This window comes from Streptomyces sp. NBC_01244 (assembly GCF_035987325.1).
GTDB lineage: Bacteria > Actinomycetota > Actinomycetes > Streptomycetales > Streptomycetaceae > Streptomyces.
The window spans coordinates 6,960,217-6,978,556 of record NZ_CP108488.1 but is presented as its reverse complement, the minus strand read 5'-3'; the positions used below and the strand labels follow the sequence as shown (position 1 = coordinate 6,978,556).

15 protein-coding genes and 1 pseudogene are annotated in these 18,340 nt (G+C 73.2%); 5 read left to right on the top strand and 11 right to left on the bottom strand.

Translation table 11 applies throughout. The features are described 5' to 3' along the window. Window positions 1-3 precede the first annotated feature (3 nt). Window positions 4-3,012, bottom strand: coding sequence for an AfsR/SARP family transcriptional regulator (locus tag OG247_RS31335; protein WP_327255319.1), 3,009 nt, complete (start codon window positions 3,010-3,012; stop codon window positions 4-6). Window positions 3,013-3,159: 147 nt separating this feature from the next. Between OG247_RS31335 and OG247_RS31330 the strand changes: the two genes are divergently transcribed. Next, the gene (locus tag OG247_RS31330; protein WP_327255318.1) at window positions 3,160-3,963 is read left to right on the top strand and encodes an AfsR/SARP family transcriptional regulator; all 804 of its coding nucleotides are present in this window, start codon (window positions 3,160-3,162) and stop codon (window positions 3,961-3,963) included. A gap of 19 nt (window positions 3,964-3,982) precedes the next feature. Here OG247_RS31330 and OG247_RS31325 read toward each other — a convergent pair whose 3' ends face one another. Both OG247_RS31325 and OG247_RS31320 read right to left on the bottom strand, forming a co-directional pair. Beyond that, complete coding sequence (locus OG247_RS31325; RefSeq protein ID WP_327255317.1) at window positions 3,983-4,573, bottom strand: hypothetical protein; 591 nt, start codon at window positions 4,571-4,573, stop codon at window positions 3,983-3,985. Window positions 4,574-4,723: 150 nt separating this feature from the next. Then, window positions 4,724-5,986, bottom strand: coding sequence for a sensor histidine kinase (locus tag OG247_RS31320; RefSeq protein WP_442813670.1), 1,263 nt, complete (start codon window positions 5,984-5,986; stop codon window positions 4,724-4,726). Window positions 5,987-6,203: 217 nt separating this feature from the next. Between OG247_RS31320 and OG247_RS31315 the strand changes: the two genes are divergently transcribed. After that, a complete protein-coding gene (locus tag OG247_RS31315) occupies window positions 6,204-6,785 on the top strand; it encodes a GlcG/HbpS family heme-binding protein (RefSeq protein ID WP_327255316.1) in 582 nt (193 codons plus the stop codon). Between the two features lie 111 nt (window positions 6,786-6,896). Next, window positions 6,897-7,493 carry an ankyrin repeat domain-containing protein gene (locus OG247_RS31310; protein ID WP_327255315.1) on the top strand — a complete coding sequence of 199 codons (597 nt, stop codon included), beginning with the start codon at window positions 6,897-6,899 and terminating at the stop codon, window positions 7,491-7,493. A gap of 8 nt (window positions 7,494-7,501) precedes the next feature. Here the strand turns inward: OG247_RS31310 and OG247_RS31305 are convergent. From OG247_RS31305 to OG247_RS31295, 3 genes and pseudogenes are all read right to left on the bottom strand, one after another. Further along, window positions 7,502-7,834, bottom strand: a pseudogene (locus OG247_RS31305) (thymidine kinase); the annotation flags it as partial. Between the two features lie 507 nt (window positions 7,835-8,341). After that, a complete protein-coding gene (locus OG247_RS31300) occupies window positions 8,342-9,055 on the bottom strand; it encodes a DUF4386 domain-containing protein (protein WP_327255314.1) in 714 nt (237 codons plus the stop codon). A gap of 120 nt (window positions 9,056-9,175) precedes the next feature. Further along, the gene (locus OG247_RS31295; protein ID WP_327255313.1) at window positions 9,176-9,613 is read right to left on the bottom strand and encodes a DUF4345 domain-containing protein; all 438 of its coding nucleotides are present in this window, start codon (window positions 9,611-9,613) and stop codon (window positions 9,176-9,178) included. Window positions 9,614-9,700: 87 nt separating this feature from the next. Here OG247_RS31295 and OG247_RS31290 point away from each other — a divergent pair, with 87 nt between their 5' ends. Further along, entirely contained in the window at window positions 9,701-10,321 is a 621-nt protein-coding gene (locus OG247_RS31290; RefSeq protein WP_327255312.1) for a TetR/AcrR family transcriptional regulator, read from the top strand. Window positions 10,322-10,460: 139 nt separating this feature from the next. Here OG247_RS31290 and OG247_RS31285 read toward each other — a convergent pair whose 3' ends face one another. Beyond that, a complete protein-coding gene (locus OG247_RS31285) occupies window positions 10,461-11,060 on the bottom strand; it encodes a thymidine kinase (RefSeq protein WP_327257708.1) in 600 nt (199 codons plus the stop codon). Between the two features lie 372 nt (window positions 11,061-11,432). Here OG247_RS31285 and OG247_RS31280 point away from each other — a divergent pair, with 372 nt between their 5' ends. Further along, on the top strand, window positions 11,433-11,948 hold the full coding sequence (locus OG247_RS31280; RefSeq protein ID WP_327255311.1) for a hypothetical protein: 516 nt from the start codon (window positions 11,433-11,435) through the stop codon (window positions 11,946-11,948). A 727-nt stretch (window positions 11,949-12,675) separates the two neighbouring features. On the opposite strand, the gene OG247_RS31275 is transcribed toward OG247_RS31280, so the two are convergent. The 4 genes from OG247_RS31275 to OG247_RS31260 all read right to left on the bottom strand — a co-directional run bounded on the left by OG247_RS31275 (window position 12,676) and on the right by OG247_RS31260 (window position 18,223). Continuing rightward, entirely contained in the window at window positions 12,676-13,326 is a 651-nt protein-coding gene (locus OG247_RS31275) for a thymidine kinase (protein WP_327255310.1), read from the bottom strand. A gap of 52 nt (window positions 13,327-13,378) precedes the next feature. Further along, entirely contained in the window at window positions 13,379-14,587 is a 1,209-nt protein-coding gene (locus OG247_RS31270) for an alkaline phosphatase family protein (RefSeq protein ID WP_327255309.1), read from the bottom strand. Continuing rightward, window positions 14,587-15,183, bottom strand: coding sequence for a DUF5998 family protein (locus OG247_RS31265; RefSeq protein ID WP_250746479.1), 597 nt, complete (start codon window positions 15,181-15,183; stop codon window positions 14,587-14,589). The genes OG247_RS31270 and OG247_RS31265 overlap by 1 nt, the downstream gene beginning before the upstream one ends. Before the next feature lie 85 nt (window positions 15,184-15,268). Then, complete coding sequence (locus OG247_RS31260) at window positions 15,269-18,223, bottom strand: bifunctional acetate--CoA ligase family protein/GNAT family N-acetyltransferase (RefSeq protein ID WP_327255308.1); 2,955 nt, start codon at window positions 18,221-18,223, stop codon at window positions 15,269-15,271. Window positions 18,224-18,340: the final 117 nt, after the last annotated feature.

Sequence of the window (18,340 nt, the reverse complement as noted above, 5' to 3'; positions counted from 1 at the left end):
GGGTCAGGCCTCCTGCGGGAGCTCCGCGCCCGGTGCCCGCGCCTCCTCGATTTCGACCCGGAGCAGGTGCAGACGGCCCAGCAGGACGGTGCTGCCGGTCTCCTCGGCCAGGGCGAAGGCGGCGGCGAGGTCCTCGTCGGCCCGTTCGGCGCGACCGGCCCGCAGGCGGGCCTCGGCCAGACCCAGCAGGACGTAGGCCATGCCGAGCCGGTCGTGCTTGGCGCGGACGATCCCGGCGGCCTCGGTCAGGGCCTCCTCCGCCTCCGGCAGCCGCCCGGCCGCGAGCAGGGCCCGCCCCAGTCGGTGGAAGGCCTGGGCCGCGCCCCGGGTCGCGCCCAGCCCCCGGGCCAGCGCGACCGCCTCCCGGCCGAGGCGTACGGCCTCCTGCGAGTCCCCCGCGTCCAGGGTGATCTGGGCGAGGTTGTTGAGCGCGTGGGCCTGCGCGGAGAGGTCCCCGGCGGCCCGCAGCGCGGGCAGCGCCCCGTCCAGGAGTGCACGTGCCGCGCCCGCGTCGCCCCGCTGGCGGACCACCACGGCCAGCTTGCAGGCGTTCAGCGCGGCCCCGTAGACCTCGCCGCCGGCCCGCAGTACGGCGTCCGCCTCCTCCAGGAGCCGTACGGAGGCCTCCGACTCGCCCCGGTACAGCAGTGCGGCGCCCAGCTCGCCGAGCATCACGCCCTCGCCCTGCCGGTCCCCGGCTGTCCGGGAGGCCGCCAGGCCCTCCTCGCAGAGGCGGCGCCAGTCGTCGGTGTTGCTGCGGATCTCGCAGAAGCCGACGGTGGAGGCGGCCAAGTCCCAGGCGAGCGCGGCGAGCCCCAGCCGGGCGGACTGGGTGACGGCCGCCACCAGGCAGTGGCGTTCGGAGTCGAACCAGTCCAGCGGGCGGGCCAGCAGGTCGTCCAGGAGGTCCCGGTCGACGTGCGGGCGGGGGGCCGGTCCGTGCACCACGGAGTGGTCGCCGCCGTACTCGCGGCGGTGGGCGGCCTCGGCGACGGTCAGCCAGCTGTGCAGCGCCCGGTCCCGGGCCGCCTCTGCGGCCGGGCGGTCGGGGTCCTCCTGGGCGCGTTCGCGCGCGTAGAGGCGGAGCAGGCTCTGGAAGCGGTAGCGGTACTGGCCGGTGGCGTCCGGGCCGGAGACCTCCAGGAGGTGGGCGTCGGTGAGTTCGTCCAGGTACTGCTCGGCGGTCTCCACGGGGCAGTCCAGGAGGGCGGCCACGGCCCAGGCCGGCACGTCGGGGACATCCAGCAGGGAGAGCCGCCGGTACACGGAGGCCAGGCGCGGCGACAGGCAGCCGTGGCTCAGTTCGAAGCTGGCCCGGACCCGGCTTCCGCCGATGCTGAGTTCATCCAGGCGCCGGTGCTCGTCGGCGAGCCGGTCGGCGAGGCGGCGCACGGTCCAGTGGGGGCGGGTGGCCAGCCGTGCGGCGGCGATGCAGAGGGCGAGCGGCAGCCCGTCGCAGAGTTCGGCCAGCCTAGCCGTCTGCGCGGGGGAACCGGCGGTGCGGCCGCCGGTGACGATCCGGTCGAGCAGGGCGGTGGAGTCGGCGTGGTCCAGCACGCCGAGCGGCACCCGCACGGCGCCGTGCCGCAGCACCAGCTCGTCCATGTTCTCCCGGCTGGTGACGACCACGCAGCAGCCGCCGTTGGCCGGCAGCAGCGGGGCGACCTGCGCGAACGAAGAGGCGTCGTCCAGGACGAGGAGGACCCGGCGGCCGCGCAGCAGCCTGCGGTAGAGCGAGATCCGGGACGCCTCGCCCTCGGGCAGCCGGTCGTCGGCGCCGAGCGAGCGCAGCAGACGGCCCAGGACCTCGCCGGGGGTGGCCAGGGCGGAGCCCAGGTCCACGTGGAGGCAGCCGTCCGGGAAGGAGGCGGCCGCGCGGTGCGACCAGTGCACGGCCAGCGCGGTCTTGCCGATCCCGGCCACCCCGGTGACCAGGGCGACCCGGGGCGGCGCGCCGTCGGGGCGGCCGTCCAGCAGGGCGTCGAGGACCTCGGTCTCGCCGGAGCGGCCGGTGAAGGAGGGGATGTTCGGGGGGAGGTCGGACGGGGCGAGGGACAGGGTGGGGCGGCGGTCGGCGGGGGCCCCGCCCGGGGAGTCCGTGGGCGAGGTCTCCGGCTGGTCCTGCGGCCGGCCGTGCGGCTGATCCTGCGGCTGGTCCCGCGGCTCCCGGTCCTGCGGCTCCTGGTCCGTTACGGGTGCGGCGGGCACGGCCGGCGCGACGGCCGCGAAGGACTCGGGCACGGTCGTCGGGGCCGCGATGGCCGGGTCCTCGCGGAGGACCGCGTTGTGCAGCTCCCGCAGTGCGGTGCCGGGTTCGAGCCCCAGCTCGTCGACGATCAGCTGGTGCCCGGTGCGGAAGGTCTCCAGGGCGTCGGCGCGGCGGCCGGAACGGTATTGGGCGAGCATCAGCGAGTGCCGGGTGCGCTCCCGCAGTGGGTGTTCCCTGACCAGGGCTGCCAGTTCGGCGGTGAGCTCCTGGTGCCGGCCCAGGGCGAGCCGCAGTTCGGCGTGGCCGTCCAGCGCGGTCAGCCGCTGCTCCTCCAGCCAGCACGCCTCCTGCTCCAGCGCGTAGCCGGGCAGACCGTCAAGGGCGGGGCCCCGCCACAGGGCGAGGGCCCGCCGGTAGGCGTCGGCGGCCTCCGCCGGGCGGCCGGAGCCCGCCAACGCGGAGACCTGCCCGGTCAGCGAGAGGAAGTCCACGAGGTCGAGTCCGTGACCCTCCGTGTCGAGCCGGTACCCGGGGTGGGAGGTGACGATGACCTCGCCCTCGACGCCCGCCTCCCGGAACAGCTTGCGCAGCTGGGCGACGCAGATGGAGATCTGGGTCCGGGCGGTGGGCGGCGGCGAACCGTCCCAGACGGTTTCGGCGAGCTCGTCCACCGAGACCGTTCGGCCGTGCCGCAGCAGGAGCAGGGCGAGCACCGCACGCTGACGGGCACCGCCGAGCCGGATCTCCCGGTCTTCGCAGGTCACCCGGAGTGTCCCGAGCAGACCGAACCGTATGGACGCCAACCCCGGGCCCTCCCCCTGAAAGTTGTCATGATCATAATCGGTGGGGCACGGATTGGGCAGAGGAACGGCCCGCCCGAATCGGCGGTACGGACCGCCGATAAGCGGCCGATATCAGGAGGATGCACCGCCCGCCTACGGTCGCTCCCCATGACGCACTTCCTGGAGACGACACTGCTCGGACCGGTCCGCATCCGGGCCGCGTCCGGGGGCGCGGAGAACGCGCTGGGCGGCGCGGGACACGCCCTGGACGGCGCGGAGAACGCACTGGGCGGTGCGAAGCCCCGCACGGTCCTCGCCGCACTGCTGCTCGCCGAGGGACGGGTCGTCCCCGACAGCCGCCTGATCCGCGCCCTGTGGGGCGAGCGCCCCCCGGCCCGCTCCGTCGCCCAGCTGCACACCTACGCTTCGCGGCTGCGCGCCCCGCTCGACGGGGCCGCCCGGCTGGAACGGGTGGGACGCGGCTACCGCCTGTCGACCGCCCCCGGACAACTGTCCTGCGATCACCGCCTGTTCGCGGAGCGTGCCGCGCTCGGTGGCACGCTGCTGCGGCAGGGGGACGCGCGACGGGCCGCCGCCGTCCTGCGTTCGGCGCTCGGCCTCTGGCAGGGCGAGGCCCTGGCCGACACCACCGAGCAACTGGCCCAGGAGGAGCGCCCCTGGCTGGAGGAGGCCCGGCTGACCGCCCTGGAGGACCGGGCCGAGGCGGAGCTCGCCGGCGGGCTGCCGCACGGCCTGGTCGCCGAACTGACCCGACTGGTGGCCCGGTACCCGCTGCGGGAGCGGCTGCGCTGCCTGCTGATGACCGCCCAGTGCCGTGCGGGCCAGCCCGCGGCGGCCCTGCTCCAGTTCCACTCCGGCCGGGAACTGCTCGCCGACCGGCTGGGCGTCGACCCCGGCCCGCTGCTCACCCGCACCTTCCAGCAGGCCCTGGCGGGTGAACTCGCCGCCTGAACCGGATCGTTGACGCCTCTCAGCCGGGCAGCAGGGCGAGGGCGGCCGGGGCGTCCGGCACGTGGGCGGGGTCTTCCAGCGCCGCCAGGACGGCGTCCACGGCCTCGTACGTCCACTCCGGGCAGCTCTCCCCGGCCGCCCGCCACAGCCAGAGGAGGGCGGCCCCGGCGTAGCAGAGCGCGTACCGGGCGGCGAAGCTCCCGGCGGCAGGGCCCCCGGGGAGGTCCCCGAGCTCGGCCAGCTCCCAGTGCAGCCGGTCGGCGGCCCCGGTGAGCCGGTCCGCGCGGGAGGCCATCGCACTCCCCACCGACTCCCGGCTCAGTACGGGCAGGGACTGCACCAGGGCGCAGCCGCGCCCGTCGTCCGACCCGTCGACCGACCCGTCGGCCGGGCCCGGGACCGCCGCCTCCCCGGGGAGTCCGGCCGCCGCACGGAACAGGGCCCCACCGTCGGTCCGTTCGCCCGCGAAACCGCGCACCAGCTGCGGAATCCGCTCCAGGAGGGCGGCGGGCGGCCCCTGAAGCACGGCGGAAGTCACCGCGGCCTGGCCGGGCAACAGCCGTACGGTGCCCGCGGCGTACTCGAATAAGGCGTCCCGCGCCGTCCCCATGTTCGCTCCTCCCACCGGGCCCCAGGGTGCGGGGCCGAAGGACCAGCGTCGCGGAGGAGGCTGCACGGGTTCTGTATTTCCTCCGCACTCCCCACTCCGCACCCCCCGTGCCCACTCCCTGCCTTCTCCGGCCGGTGCGCGCCCGATGGCTCAGGGGACGGGGGCGGGGACGGGGACGGCGGCGGTCAGGACGGCGCCCTCGCCGGGCGCCGACTCGATGGTCAGGGTCCCGCCGAGCTGGCGCATCCGGGCCCGCATCGCCGGGACGCCGTGTCCGCGCGCGCCGGACGGGGCCTCGGGGAGGGCCGTGGGGTCGAACCCGTGCCCGTTGTCGGCCACATCGAGGACGACCTGGTCGTCGAGCCTGGTGAGGGTGAGCGCGGCAGTGGTGGCGCCGGAGTGCTCCCGCACGTTGGCCAGCGCGCCCTGGGCGATGCGGAGCAGCGCGGACTGCACGCGTTCGGGCAGCGGGGTGAGGCGCCCGCCCGCATCGATGTGGACGCGCACCGCGAGCCCCGCGCCGGACTCCCGTTCGGCGAGGGCGTGCAGCGCGGCGTCGAGGCCGCCGCCGTGGGCGAGGTCGGCGGGTGCGAGGTCGTGCACGAAGCGGCGGGCCTCGGCGAGGTTGAGCTCGGCGATGGACGCGGCGGTGCGGAGGTGACCGCGGGCCTTGGCCGGGTCGGATTCCCAGGTCCGGTCGGCGGCCTGGAGCAGCATCTGCTGGCTGGACAAGCCCTGAGCGAGCGTGTCGTGGATCTCCATGGACAGCCGTTGGCGTTCGGCGAGGGTGCCTTCGCGGCGCTCGGTGGCGGCGAGCTCGCGGCGGGTGCGGACGAGGTCGTCGATGAGGGCGTGCTGGCGGACCGCTTGCCGCTGCATGTGGAGGAAGACCGCAGTGGTGAGCGCGGCGACGGCGGCCGGCCCGATCACCAGGTCGAGGTTGAAGCGGGGGGCCAGCGTCAGCTGCGCGAAGATCACGAAGAGCGTGAGGAACGCGACGAGGACGTACGCGGCAACGGGCGGCAGCGTGCGCAGCACGGAGTAGAAGAGGGGAACCGCGACCCACGCGAAGCTGGGCGCGAGAAGGACGAGGACGGCCCACGCGGTGACGACCATCCCGAGCCAGGCCAACCGGGGAGCCGGAGGCCACGGCATGCCTCCCCGGCCCGGGTCCGCCTTGACCTCCGTGACGGGGCCCAGCAGGTAGAGGACGGCGAGCACGACGGCGAGGGCGATCACCCAGGGGGCACGGGCCTCCTGGGTGTGCCGCTGGACGAAACGGACCATCGACGTGCCGACCAGCACGAAGAAGGTGACGCGCATGACCAGGGCCAGCCACCGGTCGTCCGGATCACTGCCGGAGTCGGAGGGGGCGCTGGGGTCGGGCCGCACGTGCACCTCTTGACATCGGATCCCGGAACCGGACAAACAGTCACATTGTCGCCGACCGGGGCCGTGCCGGGGTAAACCGATCGGATGACCCGCGTGTCCCCCCTCCTACCCGCCGCACGCAGCCGGCCAGTCGACAGGTCGGGGCCGCCGCCGGGCCCAGGATGGATGTCAGAGCGGGGCAGCCGGAACGGACGGCCCCACCCCTCCCCCCTCCCCCCTCATCAAGGAGTCGGCGCACATGAAGCAGGTCAAGAAGGTCTCCCGGCGCACCGGTGCGATCACCGGCGGCGCCCTGATCGCGGCCCTCGCCCTCGGCGGCTTCGGCGCCTACGCCGCCGGCGCCGCCCCGGCCCCGGCTCCGGCCCCGGCCCCGGCCGCCCAGGCCGGTGCGAAGACGGATGTCAAGAACAAGAACCTGACCCGGTCGACCCACCTGACCGTCGACGCCGCCACGAAGGCCGCCCGGACGGCGCTCGACGCCGCGAAGAAGGAGAACCAGCGCGTCACCGTCGCAGTGGTGGACCGCAACGGCGACACCATCGTCACGCTGCGCGGCGACGGCGCCGGCCCGCAGTCCTACGAGGCCGCCCAGCGCAAGGCCTACACCGCCGTGTCCTGGAACGCCCCCACCTCCGTGCTGGCCGGCCGCCTCGCCCAGACGCCGGCCCTGAAGGACATCCCCGGCACCCTCTTCCTCGGCGGCGGCGCCCCGGTCACCGCGAAGAACACCCCGCTCGCGGGCATCGGTGTCGCGGGCGCACCCTCCGGCGATCTGGACGAGAAGTTCGCCCAGGCCGGTGTCGCGGCGCTGAACAAGTAGCGCCGGACGAGCCACGCTGGGCACGTAACAACCCCCGCCCGAGGCGTGCGTACGAGGACGAGGACGGCCCTGGCCGCGCTACGCGCCCTGACCCACCCGAGGAGCACCCCCATGACCCCTGCCGACCGAGCCCTGCTGGCTGCCGCCGGCGAGGGCGACGCCGACGCCGTGAGCGCGGCACTCGCCGCCGGCGCCGACATCGAGGCCCCCGACGAACACCGCCGCACCCCGCTCCTGCTCGCCGCCCTCGGCGACCACGTGGCGGCGGCCGAGGTCCTCGTCGCGGCCGGCGCCGACCCGAACACCCAGGACGACCGCGAGGACAGCCCCTGGCTGGTCACCGGTGTCACCGGCAGCGTCCGCATGATGCGTACCCTGCTCCCGGCCCGCCCCGACCTGACCCGGCGCAACCGCTTCGGCGGCATCGCCCTGATCCCCGCCGCCGAACGCGGCCACGTCGACTACGTGCGCGCCCTGCTCCGGGAAACCGACATCGACGTCGACCACGTCAACCGGCTCGGCTGGACCGCACTGCTCGAAGCCGTCATCCTCGGCGACGGCGGCCGCGCGCATCAGGAGATCGTGGAACTGCTCATCACCGCCGGCGCCACGGCGCACCTTCCGGACGGCGACGGCGTGACCGCGCTGGAACACGCGGACCGCCGCGGATTCACACAGATCGCCGGCCTGCTCAGGTCCGTGCGGTAGGTGGGGCGTCAGCCGTGGTTGACCGGGAGGACGTCCGGGGAGAGGGCGCCCGCGTGGGCGGAGGCCGAGGTCATCTGCTTGCGGTGGCGGCGGCAGAGGACCTCGTAACCGATCTCCTCCGCCGGGCGGTTCACGTCGCCGACCACGACCTGGGCGCCTTCGACCACCATCTCCCCGCCCACCGTGCGGGCGTTGTGCGTGGCGCGGGCCCCGCACCAGCACAGGGCCTCGACCTGGAGCTACTCCAGGCGGTCCGCCAGCTCGATCAGGCGCTGCGAGCCGGGGAAGAGTTTGGTGCGGAAGTCCGTGGTGATGCCGAAGGCGAAGACATCGAGGCCGAGAATCTCCATGGCGACGCGGGTTGCGCGTACGAGTCCTGCATCGTCGGTGGAGAGGCCGACCAGCCCGAGGATGAGTTGGGCGATCTCGATTCCCACCCAACCGACTGCCACCGTCACGTGGAGGGTGCGGATCGCCTTGCGCCATCGCTGGGACAGGCGCCGAACCCTTCCGGCGGCGGGCTGTGTTCGGGGACGGTGCGCCGGGCGGGCTGCCGAAGCGGAGGCGTTGCCCTCTGCCGCTGCGCTGCCCGCGCTCGCGACGGGCCCGGGGTGCTTCTTGCTCACGGTAGGCGTCAAGTGTCGCGCCTCCGACCGTCGTCCAGGCCGCCGACGAGGGCGGCGCGGTCCAGCCAGGGGTGGGTACCCGGTTGCCGCGCATGGCGGAACTGCGTGTACGGCGCCGAAGCCGGGCCAGGGAGGGCAGCAGCAGGTCGGATGCGAGCAGCGAGGGGCCCGCGCCGATGGGGAGCTGCCAGGGCGAGCGCAATCGTTTGGGCGAGGCGGCGGTCATGGGTTCCACCCCGGTGCGGTCGGGTGCGAGCGGAACAGTGCGATCGCGGCCCACACCAGCCATGCCAAACCACCGAAGCGGACGACGGGCAACAGATAGCCGAAGTCGAGGACGAGGAGCGTGAGGGTGGCGGCCAGTCCGGCGGCGGCGATGACCAGCCCGGTGGTGGCGCAGGCTCGCGGCAGGAGCCCGCTCCCGCGGGCTGCCAGGGAGGTGCCTGCCGCCAGGAGAGCGAAGGACACGGCGTACCCGACACCGCCGGCGAGGAAGGACAGGTCTGCCAGGGCACGGGCCAGGGCTGCGGGTGCCTCTTGCGGAAGCCGGCCGAGGGTCCAGGTGAGCGCGGCGCTGGAGGCCAGCGCGCCACTGGCCATCAGTCCGCCGGCGAGGACTGTCGCCGCCGCGGCGCCCTGGTCCTGCCCCTGCCGCACCAGCCGGGCCAGGGTGGCGGCCACGGGCACCAGGAGCACGGCGGCGACGAGCAGCAGGAAGGCGCCCAGGTCGATCGCGGTGCCGTGGTCGCGTACGTACTGGCGCAGGATGTCGTCGCCGGGGGCATCGGGCTGCGGGGATGCACGGTTGGTGACGACGTACGCGGCGGTCAGTACGGCGTAGGAGAGCGAGACGGTGAGCAGCGCTACAGCGCCGCGCGGGCGCATGGCCGCGCCCCGAAGCAAGGCTGCACGGGCCTCGCGTAATGATGTGGGCATGACAGCTCCTCGGTCATCGGTGAAGGGATTCGGCAGGGGCTTCGACGGGCGGCGTGGATGTGAAGCCTCGATGTCGGGCATCCCTGCAGCGCGGCGGGGTGTGGCGCCGGGCGGCGCGGGTCAGGCAAGGTCCGGAAGAGAAGGCCCGGCGGCCGGCGCACCCGCAGGCCGCCGCTCCCGGGACGCCCGCTCGTCGGCATCCGCCAGCCAGAACCAGACGGGCGGGAAGACCAACTCGATCACGGTCAGCGCCACCTGGAATGAGTGTGGCCACCCATGCACCGCCAGGGACAGCAGCCGCCCCACACCACCCAGCAGGAACACCGCCGCGAGCCAACGCACCGCCTTCGCCGGGACGGGGTCCTGCCGGGCCGCCCACAGCCAGACCAGCCCGTACCCGGCGAAGATCGCGCCGAAGAACCGGCCAAGGCTGTCCAGAGTGGGGCCGGCGTCAGCCTCGCCCGGAATCGCGGCATTGCCGCCGACCACGTGGAACAGCCCGATCGCCATACAGGCGAGGCCCATCACCCATGCGAAAACCCGGAGTGCCTTGGCCATGACTCCACCCCACTTAGTTGACGTGCGTCTACTTAACTTCAGGGTAGCCCTCCCAAGTAGACGCGTGTCAAGTAGTAATCTGGGTGCATGCCGCCCCGCCGACGCTTGCCCCCCGCCGACCGCCGCGCCCAACTGCTCACCGTCGGAGCCCAGTTGTTCTCCGCCGCCGCCTACGACGACGTACTGATGGAGGACGTCGCCCGGCAGGCCGGCGTATCCCGCGCCCTGCTCTACCAGCACTTCCCGAGCAAGCACGCCCTCTTCGCCGCGGTCTACCAACAGGCGACCGACCGGCTGCTGGAGGCGACCACATTCGACCCCGGCGCCACGCTCGTCGAGCAGCTCGCCCAGGGCCTGGACGCCCACTTCGACTACTTCATCGCGAACCGCCACGCCGTCCTGGCCGCGAACCGGGTGCTGGCCGGCGACCCCGTCATCCAGACGATCATGACGGACGAGCTCGACGCCCTGCGCTCACGCCTGCTCGGCGTGCTCCCGCTCGCCGACGCACGCACGCACGCCGCCGTCTCCGCGGTACTCAAGGCCTGGCTCGTGTTCGTCCAGGTGCTGTGCGTGGACTGGCTCACGCACGAGACCTGCACCCGCACCGAACTGCGGGACACCTGCATCGGCGCAGCGGTCGGCGCCCTGCGCCCCTTGCTCTCCGAGGACCCCGCCCCCGACTGGCCGCCCGCCCTGCCAGCCTGAACCAGCCCGACCGGCGGGCCACCGGCCTGACTGCGATGTCACCGTCCGGTTGGATGGTGCCGGGGTGGACGTTCTGCACGAAGAAGTCCCAGAGGCCCTGCCCCCACTCGAATCCCGGCGCGGATCACGGAACGGAGTATCAGGCGTGGTTGATGGGGAGGACGTCCGGGGAGAGGGCGCCGGCGTGGGCCGAGGCCGAGGTCATGCGCTTGCGGTGGTGGCGGCGGCAGAGGACCTCGTAACCGATCTCCTCCGCCGGGCGGTTCACGTCGCCGACGATGACCTGGGCCCCCTCGACGACCATCTCGCCGCCTATCGTGCGGGCGTTGTGCGTGGCGCGGGCGCCGCACCAGCACAAGGCCTCGACCTGGAGCTGCTCCAGGCGGTCCGCCAGCTCGATCAGGCGCTGCGAGCCGGGGAAGAGCTTGGTGCGGAAGTCCGTCGTGATGCCGAAGGCGAACACGTCCAGCCCGAGGTCGTCCACGATCCGGGCCAGCTGGTCGATCTGGGCCGGGGCCAGGAACTGCGCCTCGTCCACGATCACGTAGTCCGCCTTGCCGCCCTGCGAGATCTGGGCGACGAGATACGCGTACAGGTCCATGCCCTCCGGCGCCTCCACCGCCTCCGTCACCAGACCCAGCCGGGACGACAACTTGCCCTCGCCCGCCCGGTCGTCACGCGTGAAGATCACACCCTGGAGTCCCCGCGCATCACGGTTGTGGGCGATCTGGAGCGCCAGTGTCCTTTTACTTGGGCATCCACCATGTGTGAGGAGCGTCGCTACGTCACCGCCCCCGCCGACCGTGACCTCGGCCCACCGCACCGACTGGCGCAGAGACTCGGTATTGGCCCCACGCTCCCTTCGCGACCGGGTTGACGGTCCGTCCGCTGGACCGCACCAGCCCGACCGCGTACCGCTTGAACTCCTGCGAATACCGGGCAACACCCGCCAGAACGCCTCCGTCTGGCACACAGGGCGCCGCCCTCACCGGCTTGGTGTCATGAGGCACCACTGACGCCCAGTCCTCGCTGGGACTTGCGGTCGGTTGCCCGCCCAGCGCAGGTACAGTGCCGAAAATCTGTGAGGAACTCGAATGAGTGGGGTGGGACCATGGTGGCCATTTGGGTGGTCAAGGCAGGCGTAAGTGGCAAGTACTCGGGGGAGATGCGCGCTCGGGGCATCGCGGCGTACGACGCCCACAAGGTCCAGGAAGACGTCAAGGACATCGATCGCGTCGAGGATCTCGCCCAGCGCCTGTTCAAGGCAGAGATGCGGAAGCAGATAGACAACGAGGAGGCCACCTGGCTGACGTGCCTCAACGTCTGGGGCCCACAGCTCTGGGCGTTCATCCACGAAATCAAGGAAAGCGACTGGATCGTCATGCCGACGGGAAGGAAGGGAACGGCCTACGCCTTCGGGCAGGTCAGAGACTCCTACCGATACGACACAGAACTGCCCGAAGTAATGGCCCACGCCCGCGATGTTGCCTGGAGGCGGGATGACGTACACGCCTCCGCCCTCGGGAGAGAGCGGGTCACATCGATCCACGAGCAGTCGAGGACCGTGTACCGGCCCTCAGCCCAGCAGGCCCTGATCACGTTCACCCAGGGCCTCCCCACCGGCTGACGCCGCCGTTCCGGGATCCGTGGCCCCGGCCCTCCCACGTGGGAGGGCCGGGAAACTCCCTCAGGTGCGGCACGAGTCTCCGACGCCATGCCCTAGGACAAAGCAGCGGCAGGATACCTACCCCGCAGCTGGAGCGGTCTCGGGATCTCGGACAGGGACAGGCGGACGCAACGTAGGATCGCCTCCTTCTTGGCCCGAACGCCTCCGTGACCGCCTGCGCGTTCAGGCCCCTTGCGTAAGCCTCCACGATCCGGTCAGGTCCCGGACGCCCTCGAGTTGATCTTGAAGATGTCGTCCATCACGACCACTCCCTCTGGATCGCAGGTCGGACCTCTGGTAGACCTCCTCCGCGACCGCCGTGCCGGGAGTGTCCGGCGAGCCGCGAAATTTCTTCGATCGGGACCCGGCTGTCGGAGAGCCGCGAGACGCTCCCCCCGCTACTGCCGCGCGCACGATCCATGGGCGGCTACCCATGGATCCAGAGACGCGGCTCGCAAGCGGAACAGGCAGGGCGTCTGCGGTGCCGAAGGATGCAGGATGCGGATTGACCGCCGCGGCCGCGTACGCGAGATCGGCGGTTCGAACGTTGATGACGTCCTTCGAGCACACCGCGAGGTGGCACAGCCTAGAGGCGAGCAAAGTAGTGGATCTGACTCAGCGAATCGTTCTATCTGCTCGCCATGGTCGCGATGGGGTCGACACCCCCCAGATAGCCACTGCAGGACGGTCAGGCGTGGTTGACCGGGAGGACGTCCGGGGAGAGGGCTCCGGCGTGGGCCGCGGCCGAGGTCATGCGCTTGCGGTGGTGGCGGCGGCAGAGGACCTCGTAGCCGATCTCCTCCGCCGGCCGGTTCACGTCGCCGACGACGACCTGGGCGCCCTCGACCACCATCTCCCCGCCCACCGTCCGGGCGTTGTGGGTGGCGCGGGCTCCGCACCAGCACAGAGCCTCCACCTGGAGCTGCTCCAGCCGGTCCGCCAGCTCGATCAGGCGCTGCGAGCCCGGGAAGAGCTTCGTGCGGAAGTCCGTGGTGATGCCGAAGGCAAAGACGTCCATGCCGAGGTCGTCCACGATGCGCGCCAGCTGATCGATCTGCTCCGGCGCGAGGAACTGGGCCTCGTCCACGATCACGTAGTCCACCCTGCCGCCCGCCGAGAGCTGGGCCACCAGGTACGCGTACAGGTCCATGCCCTCCGGCGCCTCCACCGCCTCCGTCACCAGACCCAGACGGGAAGACAGCTTGCCCTCGCCCGCGCGGTCGTCACGCGTGAAGATCACACCCTGGAGTCCGCGCGCGTCGCGGTTGTGGGCGATCTGGAGCGCCAGTGTGCTCTTTCCGCAGTCCATCGTTCCGGAGAAGAACACCAGCTCGGGCATGGGGAGTACAGGGCCTTTCGAGGGGAGGTGAGGGAGGGGGACGGCGGCGGCGTCAGGACCGGATCTCGAGCAGCGGGACGAGCTGCTCGGCCGGGGTCATGGAGCCGTGCATGCCCGCGAGGGCCGATTCGTTGGGCTCGGCCCGTGAGGCGGTGATCGCCACGTCTGCCTGGGCGGCGGCGATCACGTCGCCGATGCGGCCGAGGACCCGCTCGTCGCATTCGCCCGGTGCCCCGAACCAGCCCAGGTCCAGGGCTTCCGCCCGGCTCGCGACCCAGAAGCGGTCACCGAGGACCTCGCGCCAGACGGTCAGGACGTCGGCCTCGGCTCCCGGTACGGCGTACACGTGCCGGGCCCGGCCCTCGCCGCCCAGCAGGGCCACGCCCGCGCCGAGTTCCCAGTCGTCGTCGTAGTCGATGCGGGAGTCCTCGTCGAAGGGGACGTCCACCATGCCGTGGTCGGCGGTCACGTACAGCGCGGTGCGGGGAGGGAGTTGCTCCGCGAGCCGCTGCACCAGCCGGTCCACGTACATGAGCTGGCCGCGCCAGGCGTCGGAGTCGACGCCGTGCCGGTGGCCGGCCCCGTCGAGCTCGCTGTAGTACGTGTACACGAGCGAGCGGTCGCCGGCCGCGAGCCGCTCGGCCGCGAGGTCCATGCGCTCCTCGCCGGTCATCCGGCCGAGGAAGGTGCCGCCGCTCAGCGCGACCTTCGTGAGCGGGGTGGTCTGGAAGGCCGGCGAGGACACCTGCGCCGTGGCCACCCCGGCCGCGTCCGCCTGCTGGAAGACGGTCGGGTACGGCTGCCAGGGCTTGGGCGGGGTCCACGGATGCCAGCGGAGCTGGTTCATCAGTTCGCCGGTGGCGGGGTTGCGCACGGTGTAGCCGGGCAGGCCGTGCCGTGCGGGCGGCAGGCCGGTGCCGACGGAGGCCAGCGAGGTGGCGGTGGTCGCCGGGAAGCCCGCGGTGATCGGGCGGCCGGTGCCGCCGCGCGAGCTGCCGAGGAGCGAGGTGAGGTACGGGGCCTCGTCCGGGTGGGCCTTGATCTGCTCCCAGCCCATGCCGTCGACGAGGAACACGCAGTTCCGGTCGGCCGGGGTCAGCTCGGCGATCGAGGCTTCGAAGCCGGGTACGCCCTGGCCGGCCACGAGGGTGGGCAGCAGGTCGGCGAGCGAGCCGGTGCCGTAGTGCGGCACCGGGGCTCCGGCCAGGTCCAGCAGCTCGGGCTCGTCCTGCCAGCTCTGCGCGGCGGAGTACGACGCCATCAGCGGGCGGGGGTGGAGGTGGCTGCCGTTGCTTCGGAGAGCGCCTGGGCGAAGACCAGGGTCTGGCGGACCGCCTCGGGGCCGTCGCCGGCTTCGCTGACGCGCAGGCTGAGGTCGTCGGCGGTGGAGTTGCCGGTGTAGCCGTGGTCGGCGTCGCAATTGGCGTCGCCGCAGGCGGCGGGCTCCAGGTCGATGCGCGAGACCGCGCCCCAGCCGATGGTCAGGACGACCTCGCGGGGCAGGGTGCCGGGGGTGTAGGACTCCGGGTTGGCGACGACGCGGCTGAGCACCACGGAGGAGATGCTGGCCAGCTTGACCGACTCCGTGGAGGTGGTCGCGTACGGGGAGGGGGACCCTGCGTCGGCGGCCTGCTCGTCGGTGTGGCTGACGATGAAGCGGTTGCCGGTCAGGACCAGCACGGTGACGTGCCGGCGCACCTCGTTGGAGTCGAAGGTCGTCTCCTGGTGGACCAGGTACGACGAAATCGGCTCGCCGCCCACCGCGGCCTCCACGGCCTCGGCCACGAGGGCCGGGTAGTAGCCGCTGCGCTCGATCGCCGTGCGCAGCCCCTGGGTCGTCGTACCGGATTTCGCCATGAGGTCCATCCTAAGGCCCGTATGGGGCACCTCGGCCGCCCTGGGGCCCGTCGTCAAAGTGCCGTCTGCCCCGCGGCCCCGGACCTCAGTAGCTGGGCAGGGTCCGCGGGCCGAGGTCGCCGCGGGCGGGCGGGTGGGCGACGCGGACGCTCGCGCTGAGCACGGACAGCCCCTCGGTGGCTACGACGACGGGCTCCAGGACGACCCCGACCACCTCGGGGTGGTCGTCGACGAGGCGGGAGAGCCGCAGGAGCAGCTCCTCCAGGGCGGGGGTGTCCACGGGGTCGCTGCCGCGCCAGCCGAAGAGCAGCGGGGCGGTGCGGATCGAGCGGATCAGGCTCGCCGCGTCCTTGTCGGTGGCGGGAACCAGCCGGTGGGCGGTGTCGCCGAGCAGTTCGGAGGCGACCCCGGAGAGCCCGAACGACAGTACGGCGCCGGCGGCGGGGTCGATCACGGAGCGGATGACGGTGTCGACGCCCCGGGGGACCATCGACTGGACCACGGGGAGCAGCTCCTGCGGCTTGCCCAGCGCGTGGGTGAGCTCCTCGTACGAGCGGCGCAGCTCGGCCTCGGTGGTGAGGTCGAGGCGGACCCCGCCGAGGTCGGCGCGGTGGCGCAGGTGCGGGGCGGTGGTCTTGAGCGCGACGGGGTAGCCGAGGACCGCGGCGGCGCGGACCGCGGCGTCCGCGCTGGGGGCCGGGAGGGTGGAGAGCACCCGGATCCCGTACCGGGCGAGCAGCTCGCGGGCATCGGGGGCGTCCAGGGTCGCCACCTCCTCCTCCCCTACGCCGGCCAGCAGGCGGGCGAGCTGCCCGGCGGCTCCGCCCTCGTCGATGTCCTCGAACTCGGGCACCTGCCCGACCTCGGCGATGCCCCGGCGCCACTGCCCGTAGCGGACGGCTTCGGCGACGGCCTTGACGGCCCGCTCGGCGGCGGGATAGCTGGGGATCCGGGCGGTTCCGGGAGCGGGCGCGGCCGCGCTCCCCGCGGCGCCGGAGGCCGGCTCCGGCTCGGTGGCGGAGGTAATGGCGGGGGTAGTGGCGGGGGCGGCGGGGACGGGCACGGCGGCGGCCGCGGCCCCGGAGGCCGGGTCCGGGTCCGGGTCCGGGGCGGCCCCGGAGGCCAGGGCCGCGAGGGCCGTCGCGGTTGTCGGCAGCGTGGCGGGCGGCGCGTCCGCGAGGGCCGTCGCGGCGTCCGGCGCCGTGGCCGGTGCCGTGGCCGCCGAGAGGGCCTCCGCCAGGGCGCCCAGCTCCACGTGGACTACGGCGACGGGCTTGCCCGGATGCCCGGCGGCGGCCGCACGCAGGGCTTCGGCCAGATCGTCGGCGAGCGCGTGCTCGCTCACCCACGGGATCGCGGTGACGACGACGGCGTCGGTGTCCGGCGAGGCCAGCGCCGCGGAGACGGCCGTGCGGAAGTCCTCCGGCGAGGCGGCCGTGGTCAGGTCGAGCGGCGCCAGCGGCCGCAGCCCCTCCGTCAGGCAGGCGTCGTAGGTGAGGACCCCGAGCGATTCGGAGTTGCCGAGGATGGCCACCCGCGGCCCGGCCGGTACGGGCTGCGAGGCCAGCAGCAGGCCGACGTCCACCAGCTCGGTGACCGTGTCGACCCGGATGACGCCGGCCTGTCGCAGCAGCTCCGAGACCGTCGCCTCGGGCAGCCGCGTGCCGGGGACCACGTGTCCGGCGGGGGTGTACCGGCCCCCCTTGGCGACGACCACCGGCTTGACGGCCGCGGTGCGCCGGGCGAGCCGGGTGAACTTCCTCGGGTTGCCCAGGGTCTCCAGGTACATGAGGGCGACGTCGGTGGCCTCGTCGTCGTACCAGTACTGCAGGATGTCGTTGCCGGAGACGTCGGCCCGGTTCCCGGCGGAGATGAAGGAGGACAGCCCCTCCCCGCGCCGCAGCAGCCCGGAGAGCAGCGCGATCCCGATCGCCCCGGACTGGGTGAAGAGGCCGACCCTTCCCCGCGCGGGGGCCGGAGCGGGGGCCAGGGAGGCGTTCAGCTCCACCTCGGGGGCCGTGTTGATCACCCCGAAGGCGTTCGGTCCGATCAGGCGCATCCCGTACGAGCGCACTTGCCGCACCAGTTCGCGCTGGCGGGCCAGGCCCTCGGCCCCGCTCTCCCCGTACCCGGCGGACAGGACGACCAGTCCCTGCACCCCGTGTTCGCCGCAGGCGGCGACCGCGTCCGGGACCCGGTCCGCCGGGACCGCGATGACGGCGAGGTCGACCGGGGCGCCGACGGCGCCGAGCGTGGGGTAGGCCCGTACGCCGTCGAGCAGATCGCGGGTGACGGCCTCGTTGACGGCGTAGAGGTGGCCGTGGAAGCCGCTGTCGCGCAGGTTGCGCAGGGCCGCCGCGCCCACGCCCGCGAGGGAGCGGCTGACTCCGATCACCGCCACCGAGCCGGGGGCCAGCAGCCGCTGCACGGAGCGGGCCTCGGCGCGCTGTTCGCGGGCGCGCTGGACGGCGAGGGACTCGGCGGTCGGTTCGAGGTCGAGGGTGAGGTGGACGGAGCCGTCCTCGAAGCTGCGCTTCTGCTGGTAGCCGGCGTCGGTGAACACCTTGATCATCTTGCCGTTGGCGGGCAGCACCTCGGCCGCGAAGCGGCGGATCCCGCGTTCGCGGGCCACCGCGCCGATGTGTTCGAGCAGGGCGGAGGCGACTCCGCGGCCCTGGTGGGCGTCCTGCACGAGGAAGGCGACCTCGGCCTCGTCGGAGGGTCCGGTGGCCGAGCGGCCGTCGGCGCCGATCCGGTCGTAGCGGACGGTGGCGATGAACTCGCCGCCGATCATCGCGGCGAGGCCGACACGGTCCACGTAGTCGTGGTGCGTGAAACGGTGCACGTCGCGGTCGGAGAGCCGGGGGTAGGGGGCGAAGAACCGGTAGTACTTGGACTCGTCCGAGACCTGCTCGTAGAAGCTGACCAGCCGGCCCGCATCCTCGGTGGTGATGGGCCGGATCCGGGCCGTTCCGCCGTCGCGAAGGACCACGTCGGCTTCCCAGTGGTCCGGGTACGAGGGGTCGGACTCGGTCGTCATGGGGTCACCTTAAGGCTCGAACGGTTCGAGTGGCCCGGGCGCGGCGCACCGGGCAAGCTGACTGGAACCAGGGCAAGCTGGGGTAGGTCGAATGGCGGGAAACTCGGGCCGAAGGTC